The following is a 17,742-nucleotide window of genomic DNA, read 5'->3' as shown; positions in this document are numbered from 1 at the left end:
TTCCGAACCCGGAAGCTAAGCCTTACAGCGCCGATGGTACTGCAGGGGGGACCCTGTGGGAGAGTAGGACGCCGCCGAACAATCATTGATGGAGCCCGGTCTCTCGTCTTCGGACGAGGGACCGGGCTTTTTTTGTTGTTTGCAGCTCCGCGACGTCTGCGAGTCACCTGGCGTTCATGCCGTACCGGCAGCATCCCGAAGCATGCTGATCGAATCGGTGGTGCAGGGGCCCGAAGTGGGCACGTTCGAGACCGAGTTCGCCCGGTTGGTGGGCGGACGGCACTGCGTCGCGGTCAACTCGGGCGCTTCCGCGCTGCAACTGTCCCTGCTCGGCCTGGGGATCGGCTCGGGTGACGAGGTCGTCGTCCCCGCGTTCTCCTACCCGACGGCGGCCAATGCCGTTCGGTCGGTCGGAGCGACCCCGGTCTTCGCCGATATCGAGCGGGACAGCTTCTGCCTGGACGCGGACGCGGTCTCCGCCGCGGTCACTTCGCGGACCGCCGCCGTCATTCCTGTGCACCTCTTCGGACACCCGGCCGCCATGGACCGGCTCTGCGCTGTGGCGCAGCGGCACGGTCTGGCCGTCGTGGAGGACGCCACCGAGGCACCCATGGCCACCGTACGGGGCAGGGCGGTGGGGACGTTCGGGGCCGCCGCCGTCTTCAGCTTCGGTGAGGGAGGGGTGGTGGCGACGGGTGACGACAACCTCGCCCGTGCCCTGCGGATACTGCGTGGCCAGGAGACCGATGTTCGCCTCACCGATGTCGCCGCGGAGGCCGGGCGCGAGGAGTTGCGCCGGCTTCCGGAGTCCACCGAGCGCCGTCGGGCCAACGCGAGCGTTCTGGACAAGAAGCTCAAGGGCGTCGCCGTCCCCTCCGTCGCGGTGGGGGCGCAGCACGTCTACCACCAGTACACGGTGCGGGTGCCGGGCAACGGCCGTCCGGACCGTGACGCTTTCGCGAAGGCACTCGCCGCCCGCGGGGTGCGCAGCACGGTGCACTTCCCGACGCCGGTGAACCGTCTGCGGGCCTACCGCATAGAAGCCGATCTGCCGGAGACCGAGCGCGCCGCCGAGCAGGTCCTGTCGCTGCCGGTGCACCCGGGGCTGAGCCGCCGGGAGTTGGGGCGTGTCATCTCCGCCTGCAACAAGCTCGGCGGCCTCCTCTAGTCTCCGAGTCCTCTGTCCGGCTGGGGGGCAACGGCCGCGGGCCACCGACCGCCCGCACACCGACCGCGCAGCACCGACCGCAGAGCACCGACCGCCCGGACACCGACCGCGCAGCGCCGACCGGCGAGTTCCGGCGACGGCTCACCGGCCGCCACCTGCCCCGCTCAGCTTTCCGTCTTCTCCGGAATGCGCAAGGTGAGAATCGCCATGTCGTCGGACGGCGCGTCCGCGGCGAACCGCTCCACCGCCCTTTGCACCCTGGCGGCCACGGCCCCCGCGGTCAGCCCCGTGCACTGGGCGAGCACATCCGCGAGGCCGTCGTCGCCGAGCATGCGGTAGCCCTCGCGCCGCTCCGTCACACCGTCGGTGACGCACAGCAGGACATCGCCGGGGGAGAGTTCCACGGTCTGCTCGACCAGTTCGAGCTCCTCCATCACGCCGAGCAGCGGCTGCGGTTCCGCGGCCGAGGCCACCGTGCCGTCCGGCCGCAGACGAAGAGGCAGCGGGTGGCCCGCGCAGACGACCTTGAGGATGACGCTGCCGTCGGGCTGCGGCCACATCTCCCCGTAGAGCAGGGTCAGGAAGCGGCTGCGGGAGCCCTCGTCGAGGATGGCCGCGTTGAGCCGCTCCAGTACGGCGGGTGCGCTGAAGCCCTCGCGGGCGAGCAGCCGAAGGGCGTGGCGCGCCAGGCCGGTGACGGCCGCGGCCTCCGGACCCGTACCGCAGACGTCGCCGATGGCGAAGCCCCAGCAGCCGTCACGGATGGGGAACAGGTCGTAGAAGTCGCCGCCGACCTCGTTGCCCTCGCCGGCGGCGCGGTAGATGACCTCGACCTCGACTCCGGGGATCTGCGGCAGCTCCGGCGGCAGCAGGCTGCGCTGGAGGGACTGGCTGATCGCCGTGCGCTCGGAGTACAGGCGGGCGTTGTCCAGCGCCAGGGCGGCTCGGCGGGAGAGGTCCTCGGCGAGTTCCAGGATCTCCTGGCGGAAGCGCTCCTCGGCGGGCTTGCCGAGCGTGAGCATGCCGATCACGCGGTTGCGGGCCACCAGCGGCAGGACCACGGTCTCGCCTCCGACGGCCGCCGCGGTGGCATGGGCGGTGCCGGGCCCGGTGGCCGGGCGTCCGGGCTCACCGAGGCCAAGGGAGCGCAGGGAGACGCGCAGGGCGGCCGCGTGGGCGGCGTCCGCCGGGGCGGTCCACTGGCGTGCGCCGGGGGTGGGTTCGGGCGTGGGCGGCTCGACGCGCTCCAGCAGGGCCTTGAGGCCGTCGATGCGGTCCTCGTCCTCGTGGAGGACGAAGGCCAGTTCGGGCTCGGACTGCTCGGCGATCGTGTAGACGGCGCACCAGCTCGCCAGGGTGGGCACGGTCATCTGTGCCATCAGGGCCAGGGTCTGGTCGCGCTCCAAGGTGCCCGCGAGCAGGTCGGAGGCCTCGACGAGGAAGGACAGCGAGCCGCGGCGCAGCCGCTCCAGCTCGGTCAGGCGGGCGCTCTCGACGGCCAGGGCGATCCGGTCGGCGGCGAATTGGAGCCGCAGGGCTTCTTCGTTGGTGTAGCGGCCCGAGGCCTCCGCGGCCACGCCGAGCGAGCCGGTGAGGCGTCCCTCGACCTTCAGCGGCACGGTGACGACCGAGCGCATGCCCGTGCCGGCGAGGAGGGGGACGGCGCCGGGGGCGACGGTGAGGTCGTCGTGGACGGCGGGCATCCGGGCGCTGCCGTAGCGTCCGGTCCCGGCCTCGACGGGCACCCGGGCGAAACGCTGGCGGGCGGAGGGCAATCCGGTGGAGGCCCGGACCTCCAGTTCCGTCTCGTCGTCGGTCGCGAGCAGGAGGTAGGCGGAGTCGCCGTCGAGCATGTCGCGGGCGCGCTCCACCGTGCGCTGGAGGAGGCCGTCGAGGTCGTCCGGGGCGGGTGAGCCGATGAACACCTCGAACGGGTCGACGCCCTGGCGCCGGCCGTGGCCGTCGCCCGAGGAGGATCCGTCGGCGATCGTGGCGGACGCGGGGCCGCGCGGCGGGCTCTGGAGCACCGCCCGTTCTGCCTCGCGCACCAGCAGGCACACCGACGAGGGCTCTCCGGTGGAGTCGCGCACCCGGAGATGGGTGCCGTAGACGGGCGTGATCTTCCCGTCGGCGCCGCGGACGCCGTAGGAGCCCTCCCAGCGGGACAGGCGCAGCGCCTCGGCCAGGCCGACGCTCGTGCCCGGGGTCTGCGGCCAGGCGGCGAGGTCGGACAGCGGTTTGCCGATGACCTGCTCGGCGGCGTGACCGAAAAGACTCCGGGCGTCCTCGTTCCATGCCCCGATGGCGCCGTGGCGGTCGACCTGCACGACCGCGACCCGGACGTGTTCCTCGGCCATGGGCAGTGCGGCGGGGGCCAGGACGGGACCGGCGAACCGGGTGCCCGCGGGGCGCTCGGGCAGGTCGAGGTGGAACCACACCTGCTTGTGCGTGGGCGTGTACTCAACTCCCCAGCGGGTGGCCAGCGCTGAGCACAGGAGAAGTCCGCGCCCGCCCTCGTGGTCGGGGCTGGGCCCGCGGTGCAGCGACTCCTGCATCGGCACTTCGCGCTCGGGGTAGCGGTCGGCGACCTCGACGCGCACGGCGGTGTCGAAGCGGAGGCAGAGGACGTCGGCGGAGGTGCCCGCGTGCACGACGGCGTTGGTGACGAGTTCGCTGGTGAGCACCACGGCGTCGTCCACGACGTCGGAGAAGCCCCAGCCGTGGAGAGTGTCGCGGACGAAGGCGCGGGCGGTGGCGACGGAGCGCCCTAGCGGGTCGAAGGTGGCGGCTGCCCGCGCGGTGATCACTGGTCTCCTTCGCTGTACCTCGAGCTCGGCCTCGGTCCCTGCCCGGGCCGGCGCCGTGCCCCTGCCGGGAGGGTCGTCGCGATCTGTCCGCGGAGCGTTGTCCGCGGCCGTTGCGGCGGCGTCGCCGCCGATTCCGGCAGCAATGTCCGCGGCCGTCCCTGCGACGGCCCGTTGTCCGCCCGTGCGCGGCCCGCTCAAGGCTGCACCCCTCCCCTGGCCTAGGTGTGCCCGCTGCCCGCACTGGGCAGTCCTGTGCCAGGTTACTTACCCTTACTGCCTCTGCGTGCGCCGGTTGCGGGTGATTTCCTTTCGGGACTTGTCAAGACCATAGGTGATGCTGCGGAACCGTTATGGCGTGGGCGCCTCAGGATGAAACACTGGTCGTGGCCCGAAGCACATGTGGAATCTGTTCGATCCTGTGGGAGGGACACGGTGGAGTCTGGCGCATCGGCGCGGAGCGGCACGGTAGCCGCCACCGCGCGCCGTTCTTCTCAGGGGAGTGCAACGGCGACGCGCAAGGGTGGTTCCCGCACCCGCTCGCGCGGCACGACGCAAGTGGACACCGCCGCCCTCGACAGACTGCTGTCGGCGCTCGTGACCATGCGGGACGGCAATTTCCGCAAGCGGCTCACGGTGACCGGCGACGGTGTGATGGCCGAGATCGCCGCGGTGTTCAACGAGGTCGCGGACCGCAACCAGCACCTGACGGGCGAGCTCGCCCGCGTGCGGCGGGTGGTCGGGCGTGAGGGCAAGCTCACGGAGCGTCTCGAAGTCGGCGCCTGCGAGGGCTCCTGGGCCACGGCGATCGACCATTCCAACGCGCTGGTGGAGGATCTGGTCCGCCCGGTCGCCGAGGTCGGCCGGGTGCTCAGCGCGGTGGCCGAGGGCGATCTCGAGCAGCGGATGGATCTGCGGGCGCAGGGGACGGACGGTCCCGAGCACGCGCTTCGCGGGGAGTTCCTGAAGATCGGGCGCACGGTCAACGGGCTGGTGGACCAGTTGTCCACGTTCACCGACGAGGTCACCCGGGTGGCCAGCGAGGTCGGCACCGAGGGCAAGCTCGGCGGCCAGGCCAAGGTGCGCGGTATGTCCGGAAGCTGGAAGGACCTCACCGACTCCGTCAATACGATGGCGGCGCAGCTGACGGCGCAGGTCCGGGACATCGCGCTGGTCACCACGGCGGTCGCCAAGGGCGATCTGTCCCGCAAGGTCACCGTCCGCGTGGACGGTGAGATGCTGGCGCTGAAGAACACCGTGAACACGATGGTGGACCAGCTGTCGTCGTTCGCGTCCGAGGTCACCCGGGTCGCCCGTGAGGTGGGCACCGAGGGTGAACTCGGCGGCCAGGCCGTGGTGCCGGGCGTGGGCGGCACATGGAAGGACCTCACCGACTCGGTCAACCTCATGGCGGGCAATCTGACCGCGCAGGTGCGTGACATCGCCCAGGTGACGACGGCGGTCGCCAACGGCGATCTGTCGCAGAAGATCACGGTGAGCGCGCGCGGCGAGGTCGCGCAGCTCGCCGACACGGTCAACGCGATGACGGAGACGCTGCGGACGTTCGCCGACGAGGTGACGCGGGTCGCCAGCGAGGTCGGCGCGGAGGGCCAGTTGGGCGGCCAGGCGAAGGTGCCGGGCGCCGCCGGCATCTGGAAGGACCTGACGGACTCGGTCAATACGGCCTTCCGGAATCTGACCGCGCAGGTGCGCGACATCGCCCAGGTGACGACGGCCGTGGCCAACGGCGATCTGTCGCAGAAGGTGACGGTGGACGTCTCCGGCGAGATGGCGGAGCTGAAGAACACCGTGAACACCATGGTGGACCAGCTCTCCTCCTTCGGCGCCGAAGTCACGCGCGTGGCCCGGGAGATCGGCGTCGAGGGCGAGCTCGGCGGCCAGGCGGCGGTGCCGGGGGCCGCGGGGACGTGGAAGGACTTGACGGACTCGGTCAACACGGCCTTCCGGAACCTCACGGGGCAGGTCCGCAATATCGCCCAGGTGACGACGGCGGTCGCCAACGGGGATCTGTCGCAGAAGGTGACGGTGGACGTCTCCGGCGAGATGCTGGAGCTGAAGAACACCGTGAACACCATGGTGGACCAGCTCTCGGCGTTCGCGGCCGAGGTCACCCGCATGGCGAGGGACGTGGGCACCGAGGGACGGCTCGGCGGCCAGGCGGCCGTGCCCGGTGTCTCCGGTGTGTGGAAGGACCTGACGGACTCCGTCAACTTCATGGGCGGCAACCTGACCGACCAGGTCCGAAATATCGCCCAGGTGACGACGGCGGTCGCCAACGGGGACCTGTCCCAGAAGATCACGGTCGACGCCCGGGGCGAGATCCTGGAGCTGAAGAACACCGTCAACACGATGGTCGACCAGCTCTCCGCCTTCGCCGACCAGGTGACCCGGGTGGCCCGAGAGGTGGGCACGGAGGGGCGGCTCGGCGGTCAGGCCAAGGTCCAGGGCGTGGCGGGCGTGTGGCGCGACCTGACCGACTCGGTGAACGGCATGGCGGGCAACCTGACGGCGCAGGTGCGCAATATCGCCCAGGTCGCCACCGCCGTGGCCCGCGGCGATCTGTCGCAGAAGATCGACGTGGACGCCCGGGGCGAGATCCTGGAGCTGAAGAACACGCTCAATACGATGGTCGACCAGCTCTCCGCCTTCGCAGATCAGGTGACCCGGGTCGCCCGCGAGGTGGGCACCGACGGCATCCTCGGCGGCCAGGCGGACGTCAAGGGCGTCTCGGGCACGTGGAAGGACCTCACGCAGTCCGTCAACGAGATGGCGAACAACCTGACCTCGCAGGTGCGCAGCATCGCCGAGGTCACCACGGCGGTCGCCCGCGGCGACATGTCGAAGAAGATCACCGTGGACGCCAAGGGCGAGATCCTCGCGCTGGTGACGACCGTGAACACGATGGTCGACCAGCTCTCCGCGTTCGGTGACGAGGTGACCCGGGTGGCCCGCGAGGTGGGCACCGAGGGCCAGCTCGGCGGTCAGGCCAGGGTGCGTGACGCCTCCGGCATCTGGAAGGACCTCACCGACAACGTCAACCTGATGGCCAACAACCTGACCAGCCAGGTGCGCAATATCTCCCAGGTCGCCACGGCGGTCGCCAACGGCGATCTGACGAAGAAGGTCACCGTCGAGGCGCGCGGTGAGGTCGCGCAGCTCGCCGACACCGTCAATACGATGGTGACGACCCTGTCGTCGTTCGCCGACGAGGTGACCCGGGTGGCGCGCGAGGTGGGCACCGAGGGCATCCTGGGCGGCCAGGCGCGGGTGCCGGGTGTCGCCGGCACGTGGAAGGACCTCACCGAGTCGGTGAACTCGATGGCGTCCAACCTGACCGGGCAGGTCCGCAATATCGCGATGGTCACCACGGCGGTCGCCAAGGGCGATCTGACCAAGAAGATCGACGTGGACGCGCGCGGCGAGATCCTGGAGCTGAAGACCACCATCAACACGATGGTCGACCAGTTGTCCGCGTTCGCCGACGAACTCACGCGGGTGGCGCGCGAGGTGGGCACCGAGGGCATCCTCGGCGGCCAGGCGCGCGTGCCCGGCGTGGTGGGCACCTGGCAGGACCTGACCGACTCCGTGAACGAGCTCGCGGGCAGCCTCACCCGGCAGGTGCGCGCCATCGCCCAGGTCGCCACGGCGGTGACCCGGGGCGACCTCTCCTTGCAGATCAGCGTCGACGCCGCGGGCGAGATGGACGAGCTCAAGGAGAACATCAACCAGATGATCGCCAACCTGCGGGAGACCACGCGGGCGAACCAGGAACAGAACTGGCTCAAGACCGAACTCGCCCGCATCTCCAGCCTGATGCAGGGCCGCCGGGAGCTCAAGGACGTGGCCTCCCTCATCATGAGCGAGCTCACACCGGTGGTCTCCGCCCAGCACGGAGCCTTCTTCCTCGCCGAGCCCGTCGGCGACGCGGACAGCGACGACGCGGTGGAGCTGCGGCTGATCGGCGGCTACGGGTACTCCACCCGCTCGATGCCGACGGGCTACCGGCTCGGCGAGTCGCTGATCGGGCAGGTCGCCCAGGAGAAGCGCACGATCCTCATCCAGTCGGCCCCGCCGGACTATCTGATGATCTCGTCCGGTCTCGGCCAGGCGCCGCCTGTCAATGTGGTGATCCTGCCGGTGCTGTTCGAGGGCCGGTTGCTCGGCGTGATCGAGCTGGCCTCGTTCCAGCCGTTCACCCTGGTGCACCGGGACTTCCTGGACCAGATCGCGGAGATGATCGCGGTCACCGTCAACACCATCGGGGTGAACACCAAGACCGAGGCGCTCCTGCGGCAGTCGCAGGAGCTCACGACACAGCTGAAGGAACGTTCTGACGAGCTGGAAAGCCGCCAGTCCGCCCTGCAGCACTCGAACGCGGAGCTGGAGGAGAAGGCAGAGCTGCTGGCCCGCCAGAACCGCGACATCGAGATCAAGAACAACGAGATCGAGGACGCCCGGCAGGTGCTGGAGGAGCGTGCCGAGCAGCTGGCGCTGTCGATGCGCTACAAGTCGGAGTTCCTGGCGAACATGTCGCACGAGCTGCGCACGCCGCTGAACTCCCTGCTGATCCTCGCCAAGCTCCTCGCCGACAACGCCGAGGGGAATCTGTCCCCGAAGCAGGTCGAGTTCGCCGAGACCATCCACGGGGCCGGCTCCGACCTGCTCCAGCTCATCAACGACATCCTGGACCTGTCGAAGGTCGAGGCCGGGAAGATGGACGTCAGCCCGACCAGGATCGCGCTGGTGCAGCTGGTGGACTACGTCGAGGCGACCTTCCGCCCGCTGACGGCGGAGAAGGGCCTGGACTTCGCCGTGCGGGTCTCGCCGGAGCTGCCGGTGACCCTGCACACCGATGAGCAGCGGCTGTTGCAGGTCCTGCGCAATCTGCTGTCCAACGCGGTGAAGTTCACCGACAACGGCGCGGTGGAGCTGGTGATCCGCCCGGCCGGATCGGATGTGCCCGTGAGCATCCGCGAGCAGATGCTGGAGGTCGGGTCGCTCCAGGACCCCGACCAGGACATGATCGCGTTCTCGGTCACGGACACCGGTATCGGCATTGCCGCCAGCAAGATGAGGGTGATCTTCGAGGCGTTCAAGCAGGCCGACGGCACCACCAGCCGCAAGTACGGCGGCACGGGTCTGGGCCTGTCGATCAGCCGGGAGATCGCCCGCCTGCTCGGCGGTGAGATCCACGCCGACAGCCAGCCGGGACGCGGCAGCACCTTCACCCTGTATCTGCCGCTGGCGAGCGAGGAGTGGCCCTCGTACCCGTCCAACGGGCTGTCCGACGCGGACGTGCACCAGCTGGAGCCGGAACGGGACGGCGGACGCCTGGAGATCGAGGCGTCCGCGACGACCCGCAGCCGCGCCGGATCGGGCCTGGCCCGTATCCGCCGCAACCGCGCCCGCCACGAGCAGTCGGGGCCCTCGGGCGCCGTGCCGGCGCAGCCCACGCAGCAGCCCCCCCGCGAGTCGTGGGTCAACCACCGCGAGGACGAATCCGATCAGGGGAGTTTCAGCGGGGGCTTCCACGGTGAGAAGGTCCTCGTCGTCGACGACGACATCCGCAATGTCTTCGCGCTGACCAGCGTGCTCGAACAGCACGGGCTGACCGTGCTGTACGCCGAGAACGGCAGGGAGGGAATCGAGGTCCTGGAGCAGCACGACGACGTCGCGCTGGTCCTGATGGACATCATGATGCCCGAGATGGACGGTTACTCCACGACGACGGCGATCCGCAGGATGCCGCAGTTCGCCGGTCTGCCGATCATCGCGCTGACCGCCAAGGCGATGAAGGGGGACCGGGAGAAGAGCATCGAGGCGGGAGCGTCGGACCACGTCACGAAGCCGGTGGACACCGACCACCTGCTGACCGTCATGGATCAGTGGCTGAACGCCCGTTGACCGGCAGTGGTCGCGCGGGTGGTGCCGGGCAGGTGCCCGGTGGGAAGTCATTGCCAACCTGCCCCCTGTGGGAACTATCCTCACGTGCGTTGCGTTTTCGGTACGTGCACAGTGACATGGCGGTGACAGGGTGTGGCGAACAACGGGGTGCGGCTACCATGACCGGCACAAGGACGGGCGGCGCACAGGAGTCGTCCCTGGGGGCGGCGGACGGTGCTTCCCCGAGCTCTTCGAGCAGGGGAGTCCCCATTTCGGGACGAGGAGGACGGGCCATGGTTCAGAAGGCCAAGATCCTCCTGGTCGATGACCGGCCGGAGAATCTGCTGGCGCTGGAGGCCATCCTCTCCGCGCTCGATCAGACGCTGGTGCGGGCATCGTCCGGGGAGGAGGCGCTCAAGGCGCTGCTCACGGACGACTTCGCGGTGATCCTGCTCGATGTCCAGATGCCGGGCATGGACGGATTCGAGACGGCCGCCCACATCAAGCGTCGTGAGCGCACCCGCGACATCCCGATCATCTTCCTCACCGCCATCAACCACGGCCCGCACCACACCTTCCGGGGCTACGCCGCCGGTGCCGTCGACTACATCTCCAAGCCGTTCGACCCGTGGGTGCTTCGGGCCAAGGTGTCCGTGTTCGTCGAGCTCTATATGAAGAACTGCCAGCTTCGTGAGCAGGCGTCTTTGCTGAGGCTTCAGCTCGAGGGCGGACACGCGGAGGGGAACGGGCAGGGAGCCAAGGACTCGGCGGGTCTGCTCGCCGAACTGTCCGCGCGTCTGGCCGCCGTCGAGGAGCAGGCCGAGGCGCTGTCGAAGCAACTGGACGAATCCTCCGACACGGCCGCCGTGGCGACGGCCGCTCACCTGGAGCGCAAGCTCACCGGACTGCGGCGGGCGCTGGACGCGCTGGAGCCGGGGACGGGATCCGCGCCGGTTCCTCCGCAGGGCTGAACGGGTTGACAGAACGTCACCGTTGGCACGCCTGGGACACGACACGAACGGGCGTATCCACTGGGACAGGTGTTCTTGCAGGTGCGGGACGGTAACCTCGCACCATGGCCACACGTACGTCCGGAAGCGGTTCGTCCGCGCGCGGTGGCGGGGGTGCGGCGGCCAGGAAGAAGGCACCGGCCAAGAAAGCTCCTGCCAAGAAGACCGCGACCAAGGCACCCGCCAGGAAAGCCGCTGCCAAGAAGCCGCCGCCCAAACCGGCGCCGTCACCGACGAATCCCGTCCTGAAGCTGCTCCGCGGCTGCTGGCTGGCGCTGGCGCACACCGTCGGAGCGGTCTTCCGCGGTATCGGAAAGGGTGCGCGCGGACTGGACCCGGCGCACCGCAAGGACGGCCTGGCGCTGTTCCTGCTGGGGTTGTGCCTCGTCATCGGGGCGGGCACGTGGTCCAACCTCGACGGCCCCGTGGGCGACCTGGTGACGGTGGTCGTCACCGGCGCTTTCGGCCGACTGGACCTGATGTTCCCCGTGGTCCTCGGTGTTGTCGCCGTGCGGCTGATGCGCCATCCGGAGCAGCAGGAGGCCAACGGCCGCATCGTCGTCGGCCTCACGGCCCTGGGTGTGGGGGTCCTCGGCCTGGTGCACATCGGGTGCGGCTCGCCCGGCCGTGGAGCGGGCGCCCGGCTGATGCGCGAGGCGGGCGGGCAGGTCGGCTGGGCGGTGTCGAAACCGCTGCTGTTCACGGTCGGCTCGACCCTGGCCGTTCCCCTGCTCCTGCTCGTCACGCTCTTCGGCCTCCTCGTGGTCACCGCCACTCCGGTCAACGCCGTCCCGCAGCGGTTGCGGCTGCTCGGCTCCAGGCTCGGCCTGGTCGACGCCGAGAAGGCCGCCAAGGACCTGCCCGGCTTCGACGACGGTGAGGCGGACGTCGAGGACGACACCGGGCAGGACGAGGCGCCGTCGCCCGCGCGCCGTCGGTCCCGTCGTCGCGGCAGGGCCGCCGAGGTCCCCGCAGCGGCCGTGGATCAGGACCAGGAGGGCGAAGGGGCGTTCGAGGACGCCGAGGAGGAGTCGGAGCCGCTCAAGCGCCGGCGTCCGCGGCGGCGCCAGGGATCGCTGGCCAAGTCGGGGCCGCCCGACGCCGTGGATGTGGCGGCCGCTGCCGCCGCCGCGCTCGACGGGGCGGTGCTGCACGGCGTGCAGCCGTCCCCGGTCGTCGCCGGACTGCGCGGCAGCATAAGGACCGCCGGCTCCGGGGCACCCGGGACGGGCGCGCCCGAGGCGGAGAAGTCCGGCGTGTCGAAGTCCCGCGTGTCGGATTCCGGGGTGTCGGATTCCGGGGTGTCGAAGTCCCTGGAGAAGTCGGACGCGGGCAGGCCCGTCCAGGAGGCGCTGCGCGAGCCGGTGCGCGACGCGCGCCCGGAGCAGGAGCCGATGAGCGCGGGCCCGACCCGTTCCGAGCAGCTCCAGCTCGCCGGGGACATCACCTATGTGCTGCCGCCGCCGAACCTGCTGACGCGCGGCGGACCCGGCAAGGCCCGCAGCAAGGCCAACGACGACGTGGTGCGGGCGCTCACCGTGGTCTTCTCCGAGTTCAAGGTCGACGCCGCCGTGACCGGCTTCACCCGCGGCCCGACGGTGACCCGCTACGTGGTCGAGCTCGGCCCGGCGGTGAAGGTCGAGCGCATCACGGCCCTGGCCAAGAACATCGCCTACGCGGTGGCGAGCGCCGACGTCCGCATCATCAGCCCGATTCCGGGCAAGTCGGCGGTCGGCATCGAGATCCCCAACACCGACCGAGAGATGGTCAACCTCGGCGATGTGCTCCGCTCGCCGGAGGCCGCCGACGACGACCACCCCATGCTCGTGGCGCTCGGCAAGGACGTCGAGGGCGGCTTCGTCGTGGCCAACCTCGCCCGGATGCCGCACGTCCTCGTGGCGGGTGCCACCGGCGCGGGCAAGTCGTCCTGCATCAACTGCCTCATCACCTCCGTCATGGCCCGCGCCACGCCGGAGGAGGTGCGGATGGTCCTCGTCGACCCCAAACGGGTGGAGCTGACCGCCTACGAGGGCATCCCGCACCTGATCACGCCGATCATCACCAGCCCGAAGAAGGCCGCCGAGGCGCTGCAGTGGGTCGTGCGCGAGATGGACCTGCGCTACGACGACCTGGCGGCGTTCGGCTTCCGACACATCGACGACTTCAACCGCGCGGTGCGGGCGGGCAAGGTCAAGCCGCCCGAGGGCAGCGAGCGCGAGCTGTCCCCGTACCCGTATCTGCTGGTGATCGTGGACGAGCTCGCCGACCTGATGATGGTGGCCCCGCGCGACGTCGAGGACGCGATCGTCCGCATCACCCAGCTCGCGCGAGCGGCCGGAATCCACCTGGTGCTGGCCACCCAGCGCCCGAGCGTGGACGTGGTCACCGGCCTGATCAAGGCCAATGTGCCGTCCCGGCTGGCGTTCGCCACCTCCTCGCTCGCCGACAGCCGGGTCATCCTTGACCAGCCGGGAGCGGAGAAGCTCATCGGCAAGGGTGACGGGCTGTTCCTGCCGATGGGGGCGAGCAAGCCCACCCGGATGCAGGGCGCCTTCGTCACCGAGAGCGAGATCGCCGCCGTCGTCAAGCACTGCAAGGAACAGCTCGGCCCCTCCTACCGGGACGACGTGACACCCGGCGGGGGCAAGAAGAAGGAGATCGACGAGGAGGTCGGCGACGACCTCGACCTGCTCTGCCAGGCGGCGGAGCTGGTGGTGTCCACGCAGTTCGGCTCGACTTCGATGCTTCAGCGCAAGCTGCGTGTAGGTTTCGCCAAGGCGGGCAGGCTCATGGACCTGATGGAGTCGCGCGGCGTCGTCGGACCGAGCGAGGGTTCGAAGGCGCGCGATGTTCTCATCAAGCCCGAGGAGCTCGATTCGGTGCTCGCAGTGCTCCGCGGGGAAAATAGCTCATGAGCGGGCAACCGTTTCCTCATTCCGTACGTCAAGTTGAACAGTTGCAACAGCCCGCCTGGGCCTGTCGGGTAGTCGGGCAATCCTGATGGCGGACAAAACCGGCCCCACCGGTTGCCGTCCGCTTTCCGCCCGGCCCTAGACTGAACCTCCAGCAGGTGGCTACACGCTCGAAAGGCGCCCTCGTGTCCATCGGCAATCCTCCTCCCGGTGATGACCGCACTCCCACCGACGAGCGGCCCACGGTCGGCCGTGTCCTCGCCCAAGCCCGTCGGGAAGCCGGCCTGACGATCGACGAGGTCAGCGGCAGCACGCGCGTTCGCGTGCCGATCGTGCACGCCATCGAACAGGACGACTACTCCCGCTGCGGCGGTGACTTCTACGCCCGCGGGCACATCCGGCTCATCGCCAGGGCCGTCGGCAGCGATCCGGACGCCCTGGTCGCCCAGTACGACGCCGAACACGGCTCTCCCGCGCCCACGCCCGCGTCGCAGATGTTCGAGGCGGAGCGGCTGCGCCCCGAGCGGCGCCGCCCCAACTGGACGGCCGCCATGGTGGCCGCCATCGCCGTGGTCATCGCCTTCGTCGGGTTCAATCTGTTCAGCGGGGGCTCCAAGGACTCCGGCGACCAGGCCGGCCAGCCGTCCGCCCCGGCGTCGGCCAAGCCGTCCACGGGCACCCAGTCCCACCAGGGCCAGCCCGGCGGCCAGCCCAAGAAGCCCGATCCCAAGGACAGCGCGATCGCCGCCGTCCCGGCCGACAAGGTGACCGTGAAGATCACCGCCGAGGAGGACAAGAGCTGGATCTCGGCCGTCAACGGCACCGGCCAGACCCTCTTCCAGAGCGTGCTGGAGAAGGGCGCCTCCAAGACGTTCACCGACGACAAGCAGATCAAGCTGGTCGTGGGCAACGCCGGCGCGGTCAAGATGTTCGTCAACGGCAAGGACCTCGGCCCCGCGGGCGACCAGGGCGAGGTGGTCCGGCTCAACTTCACCCCCGGCGATCCGCAGGCGGGCTGACGCGCCGGAGCGGACGGGCAGGAGGAACGGGGCCGGGCGCACGCCGACCGGCCCCGTCGGCGTTCCGGCGGCCGGGGCCCCGCTTCCGATCTTCAGTTCCGATGATCAGTTCCGATCATCGAGTCGTGGACCGAGCGACGGGTGACGGGCCGGGACAAAGTAGTCTGAGGCCATGCCCGAACGCCGCACAGTCGCCCTCGTCACCCTCGGATGCGCCCGGAACGAGGTGGACTCCGAGGAACTCGCCGGGCGTCTGTCGGCCGACGGCTGGGACCTGGTCGAGGACGCCGCGGACGCCGACGTCGCCGTCGTCAACACCTGCGGTTTCGTCGAGGCGGCCAAGAAGGACTCCGTCGACGCCCTCCTCGAGGCCAACGACCTCAAGGAGACCGGGCGCACCCGGGCCGTCGTCGCGGTCGGCTGCATGGCCGAGCGGTACGGCAAGGAGCTGGCCCAGGCCCTGCCCGAGGCGGACGGCGTGCTCGGCTTCGACGACTACGCCGATATCTCCGACCGGCTGCAGACCATCCTGTCCGGCGGCGTCCACGCCCCCCACGTGCCGCGCGACCGGCGCAAGCTCCTGCCCGTCAGCCCCGCGCGGCGCCAGGACACCAAGGGCGTGGCCCTGCCGGGACACGGCGGCGCGCCCGAGACCGGACCCGAGGACCTGCCGCACGGCGTGGCCCCCGCCTCCGGGCCGCGCACGCTGCGGCGGCGGCTGGACAGCGGCCCGTTCGCCTCGGTGAAACTGGCCTCCGGCTGCGACCGGCGGTGCTCCTTCTGCGCCATCCCGTCCTTCCGCGGCTCCTTCATCTCCCGGCGCCCCTCCGATGTGCTCACCGAGACGCGGTGGCTCGCCGAGCAGGGCGTCCGCGAGATCATGCTCGTCAGTGAGAACAACACCTCCTACGGCAAGGACCTCGGCGACATCCGGCTGCTGGAGACGCTCCTGCCGGAGCTGACCGAGGTCGACGGCATCGAGCGGGTGCGGGTCAGCTACCTTCAGCCCGCCGAGATGCGGCCGGGACTGATCGACGTCCTCACCTCGACGCCGAAGGTCGCCCCCTACTTCGACCTGTCCTTCCAGCACTCCTCGCCGACCGTGCTGCGCGCGATGCGCCGCTTCGGCGACACCGACCGCTTCCTCGAACTGCTGGAGCAGGTGCGGGCCAAGGCGCCGGAGGCGGGTGTGCGGTCGAACTTCATCGTCGGCTTCCCCGGTGAGACCGAGGCCGACGTCGACGAGCTGGAGCGGTTCCTGGTGGGCGCGCGCCTGGACGCGATCGGTGTGTTCGGCTACTCCGACGAGGACGGCACCGAGGCAGCCACCTACGAAGGCAAGCTCGACGAGGACGTGGTCGCCGAGCGGCTCGCCCGTATCTCGAGGCTCGCCGAGGAGCTGAGCGCGCAGCGCGCCGAGGAGCGCCTGGGCAGCACGGTCGAGGTGATGGTGGAGTCCGTCGAGGACGACGAGGTGGTCGGCCGAGCGGCGCACCAGGCCCCCGAGACCGACGGGCAGGTCGTGCTGACCGACGCCGACGGCCTCGTTGCGGGGCAGTTCGTGACGGCCAAGGTGGTCGACACCGAGGGTGTGGACCTCGTGGCCGAACGATGTGGGGCGGACGTATGAGCGGACTGCCCGCCCCCGGCACCCCCTCCCGGCGGCCGGCGCCGGCCGGTCCGGCGGGTCCGGTCCCGCCGATCAACACCCGGCGCACACCCGACCACCTCGGCGACCCGCCGGCGCACGCGGCCAGCGTGTGGAACATCGCCAATGTCCTGACGATGGTGCGGCTCGTCCTGGTGCCGGGCTTCGTGCTCCTGCTGGTCCACGACGGCGGGGACGATCCCGCGTGGCGCTCGTTCGCCTGGGCCGCCTTCAGCATCGCGATGATCACCGACCTTTTCGACGGCGAGCTGGCCCGGCGGCACAACACCGTCACCGACTTTGGCAAGATCGCGGACCCCATCGCCGACAAGGCGATCATGGGCTCCGCGCTGATCTGCCTGTCCGCCCTCGGCGACCTGCCGTGGTGGGTCACCGCGGTGATCCTCTTCCGTGAACTCGGGATCACCCTGATGCGCTTCTGGGTGATCAAGCACGGGGTCATCCCGGCCAGCCGCGGCGGCAAGCTCAAGACGCTGACGCAGGGCGTGGCGGTCGGGATGTACGTCCTGGTCCTCACCGGCCCCCTGGCCTCGCTGAGGGCCTGGGTGATGGCCGCCGCCGTGATCCTCACCGTGGTCACCGGGCTCGACTACGTCCGGCAGGCCGTCGTGCTGCGCCGGGAGGGGTTGCGCAAGGAGCGGGAGGCGCGGGGTGCCCCTCCGGAGACCGGTGGGGCGGCCCCGGAGCGGGGGACGGGGACGGGGCGTTGAGTCCGGCGGCCGAGGTGCTGGCCCTGCTCGAGGAGCGGGGGGCGACGCTGGCCGTCGCCGAGTCGCTCACCGGCGGCCTGGTGGCCGCGGAGCTGACGGGTGTACCGGGGGCCTCGCGCAGCTTCCGAGGGTCGGTCACGGCCTACGCGACCGACGTCAAGGCGTCGCTGCTCGGAGTCGAGCCGGGCTTGCTCCGCGGTCGGGGCGCGGTCGACCCGGACGTCGCCGAACAGATGGCCCGCGGAGTGAGGTCTGCGCTGAGCGCGAACTACGGAATCGCCACGACAGGGGTGGCAGGTCCCGATCCTCAGGACGGGAAGCCGGTCGGAACGGTATATGTAGCGGTGGCCGGACCTCGGGGTTCAGCCGTCGTTTCCCCTGTCGTGGCCGGAGACCGGGCCGCGATTCGCAGGGGCACGGTAGAAGCGGCGCTTGCGCTGCTGTGCGAGACATTGCGGGCAGAGCCGAGCATTTCCGCCATTCGTGGGAGCGGGGCGAGGAACAGTGGGGGAACATCGGATGTTTGCAGCCCTGAGTGAACACGAC

9 protein-coding genes and 1 rRNA gene are annotated in these 17,742 nt (G+C 70.4%); 9 read left to right on the top strand and 1 reads right to left on the bottom strand.

Annotated elements, in window-relative coordinates:
- A 5S ribosomal RNA gene (gene rrf, locus IEY86_RS19770) occupies positions 1 to 80 on the top strand; the annotation flags it as partial.
- 122 nt (positions 81 to 202) lie between these two features.
- Positions 203 to 1,168 (top strand): DegT/DnrJ/EryC1/StrS family aminotransferase, encoded by a 966-nt coding sequence (locus tag IEY86_RS19765; protein ID WP_189133080.1) that lies wholly within the window; start codon positions 203 to 205, stop codon positions 1,166 to 1,168.
- Positions 1,169 to 1,332: 164 nt separating this feature from the next.
- Here the strand turns inward: IEY86_RS19765 and IEY86_RS19760 are convergent, their stop codons facing one another.
- A complete protein-coding gene (locus IEY86_RS19760) occupies positions 1,333 to 3,975 on the bottom strand; it encodes a SpoIIE family protein phosphatase (protein ID WP_189133079.1) in 2,643 nt (880 codons plus the stop codon).
- 555 nt (positions 3,976 to 4,530) lie between these two features.
- Here IEY86_RS19760 and IEY86_RS19755 point away from each other — a divergent pair.
- From IEY86_RS19755 to IEY86_RS19725, 7 genes are all read left to right on the top strand, one after another.
- Positions 4,531 to 9,897, top strand: coding sequence for a HAMP domain-containing protein (locus IEY86_RS19755; RefSeq protein ID WP_189133078.1), 5,367 nt, complete (start codon positions 4,531 to 4,533; stop codon positions 9,895 to 9,897).
- A 272-nt stretch (positions 9,898 to 10,169) separates the two neighbouring features.
- The gene (locus IEY86_RS19750; protein ID WP_189133077.1) at positions 10,170 to 10,847 is read left to right on the top strand and encodes a response regulator; all 678 of its coding nucleotides are present in this window, start codon (positions 10,170 to 10,172) and stop codon (positions 10,845 to 10,847) included.
- A 104-nt stretch (positions 10,848 to 10,951) separates the two neighbouring features.
- Complete coding sequence (locus tag IEY86_RS19745) at positions 10,952 to 13,801, top strand: DNA translocase FtsK (RefSeq protein ID WP_189133076.1); 2,850 nt, start codon at positions 10,952 to 10,954, stop codon at positions 13,799 to 13,801.
- A 182-nt stretch (positions 13,802 to 13,983) separates the two neighbouring features.
- Positions 13,984 to 14,817, top strand: coding sequence for a helix-turn-helix domain-containing protein (locus IEY86_RS19740; RefSeq protein WP_189133075.1), 834 nt, complete (start codon positions 13,984 to 13,986; stop codon positions 14,815 to 14,817).
- A 172-nt stretch (positions 14,818 to 14,989) separates the two neighbouring features.
- On the top strand, positions 14,990 to 16,447 hold the full coding sequence (gene rimO / locus IEY86_RS19735; RefSeq protein WP_189133074.1) for a 30S ribosomal protein S12 methylthiotransferase RimO: 1,458 nt from the start codon (positions 14,990 to 14,992) through the stop codon (positions 16,445 to 16,447).
- Complete coding sequence (gene pgsA, locus IEY86_RS19730) at positions 16,444 to 17,196, top strand: CDP-diacylglycerol--glycerol-3-phosphate 3-phosphatidyltransferase (RefSeq protein ID WP_189133073.1); 753 nt, start codon at positions 16,444 to 16,446, stop codon at positions 17,194 to 17,196. The genes rimO and pgsA overlap by 4 nt, the downstream gene beginning before the upstream one ends.
- Entirely contained in the window at positions 17,193 to 17,735 is a 543-nt protein-coding gene (locus tag IEY86_RS19725; protein ID WP_189133072.1) for a CinA family protein, read from the top strand. The genes pgsA and IEY86_RS19725 overlap by 4 nt, the downstream gene beginning before the upstream one ends.
- Positions 17,736 to 17,742 lie beyond the last annotated feature (7 nt).

This window comes from Wenjunlia tyrosinilytica (assembly GCF_014646055.1).
GTDB lineage: Bacteria > Actinomycetota > Actinomycetes > Streptomycetales > Streptomycetaceae > Wenjunlia > Wenjunlia tyrosinilytica.
This window is presented reverse-complemented; position numbering and strand designations above follow the sequence as displayed.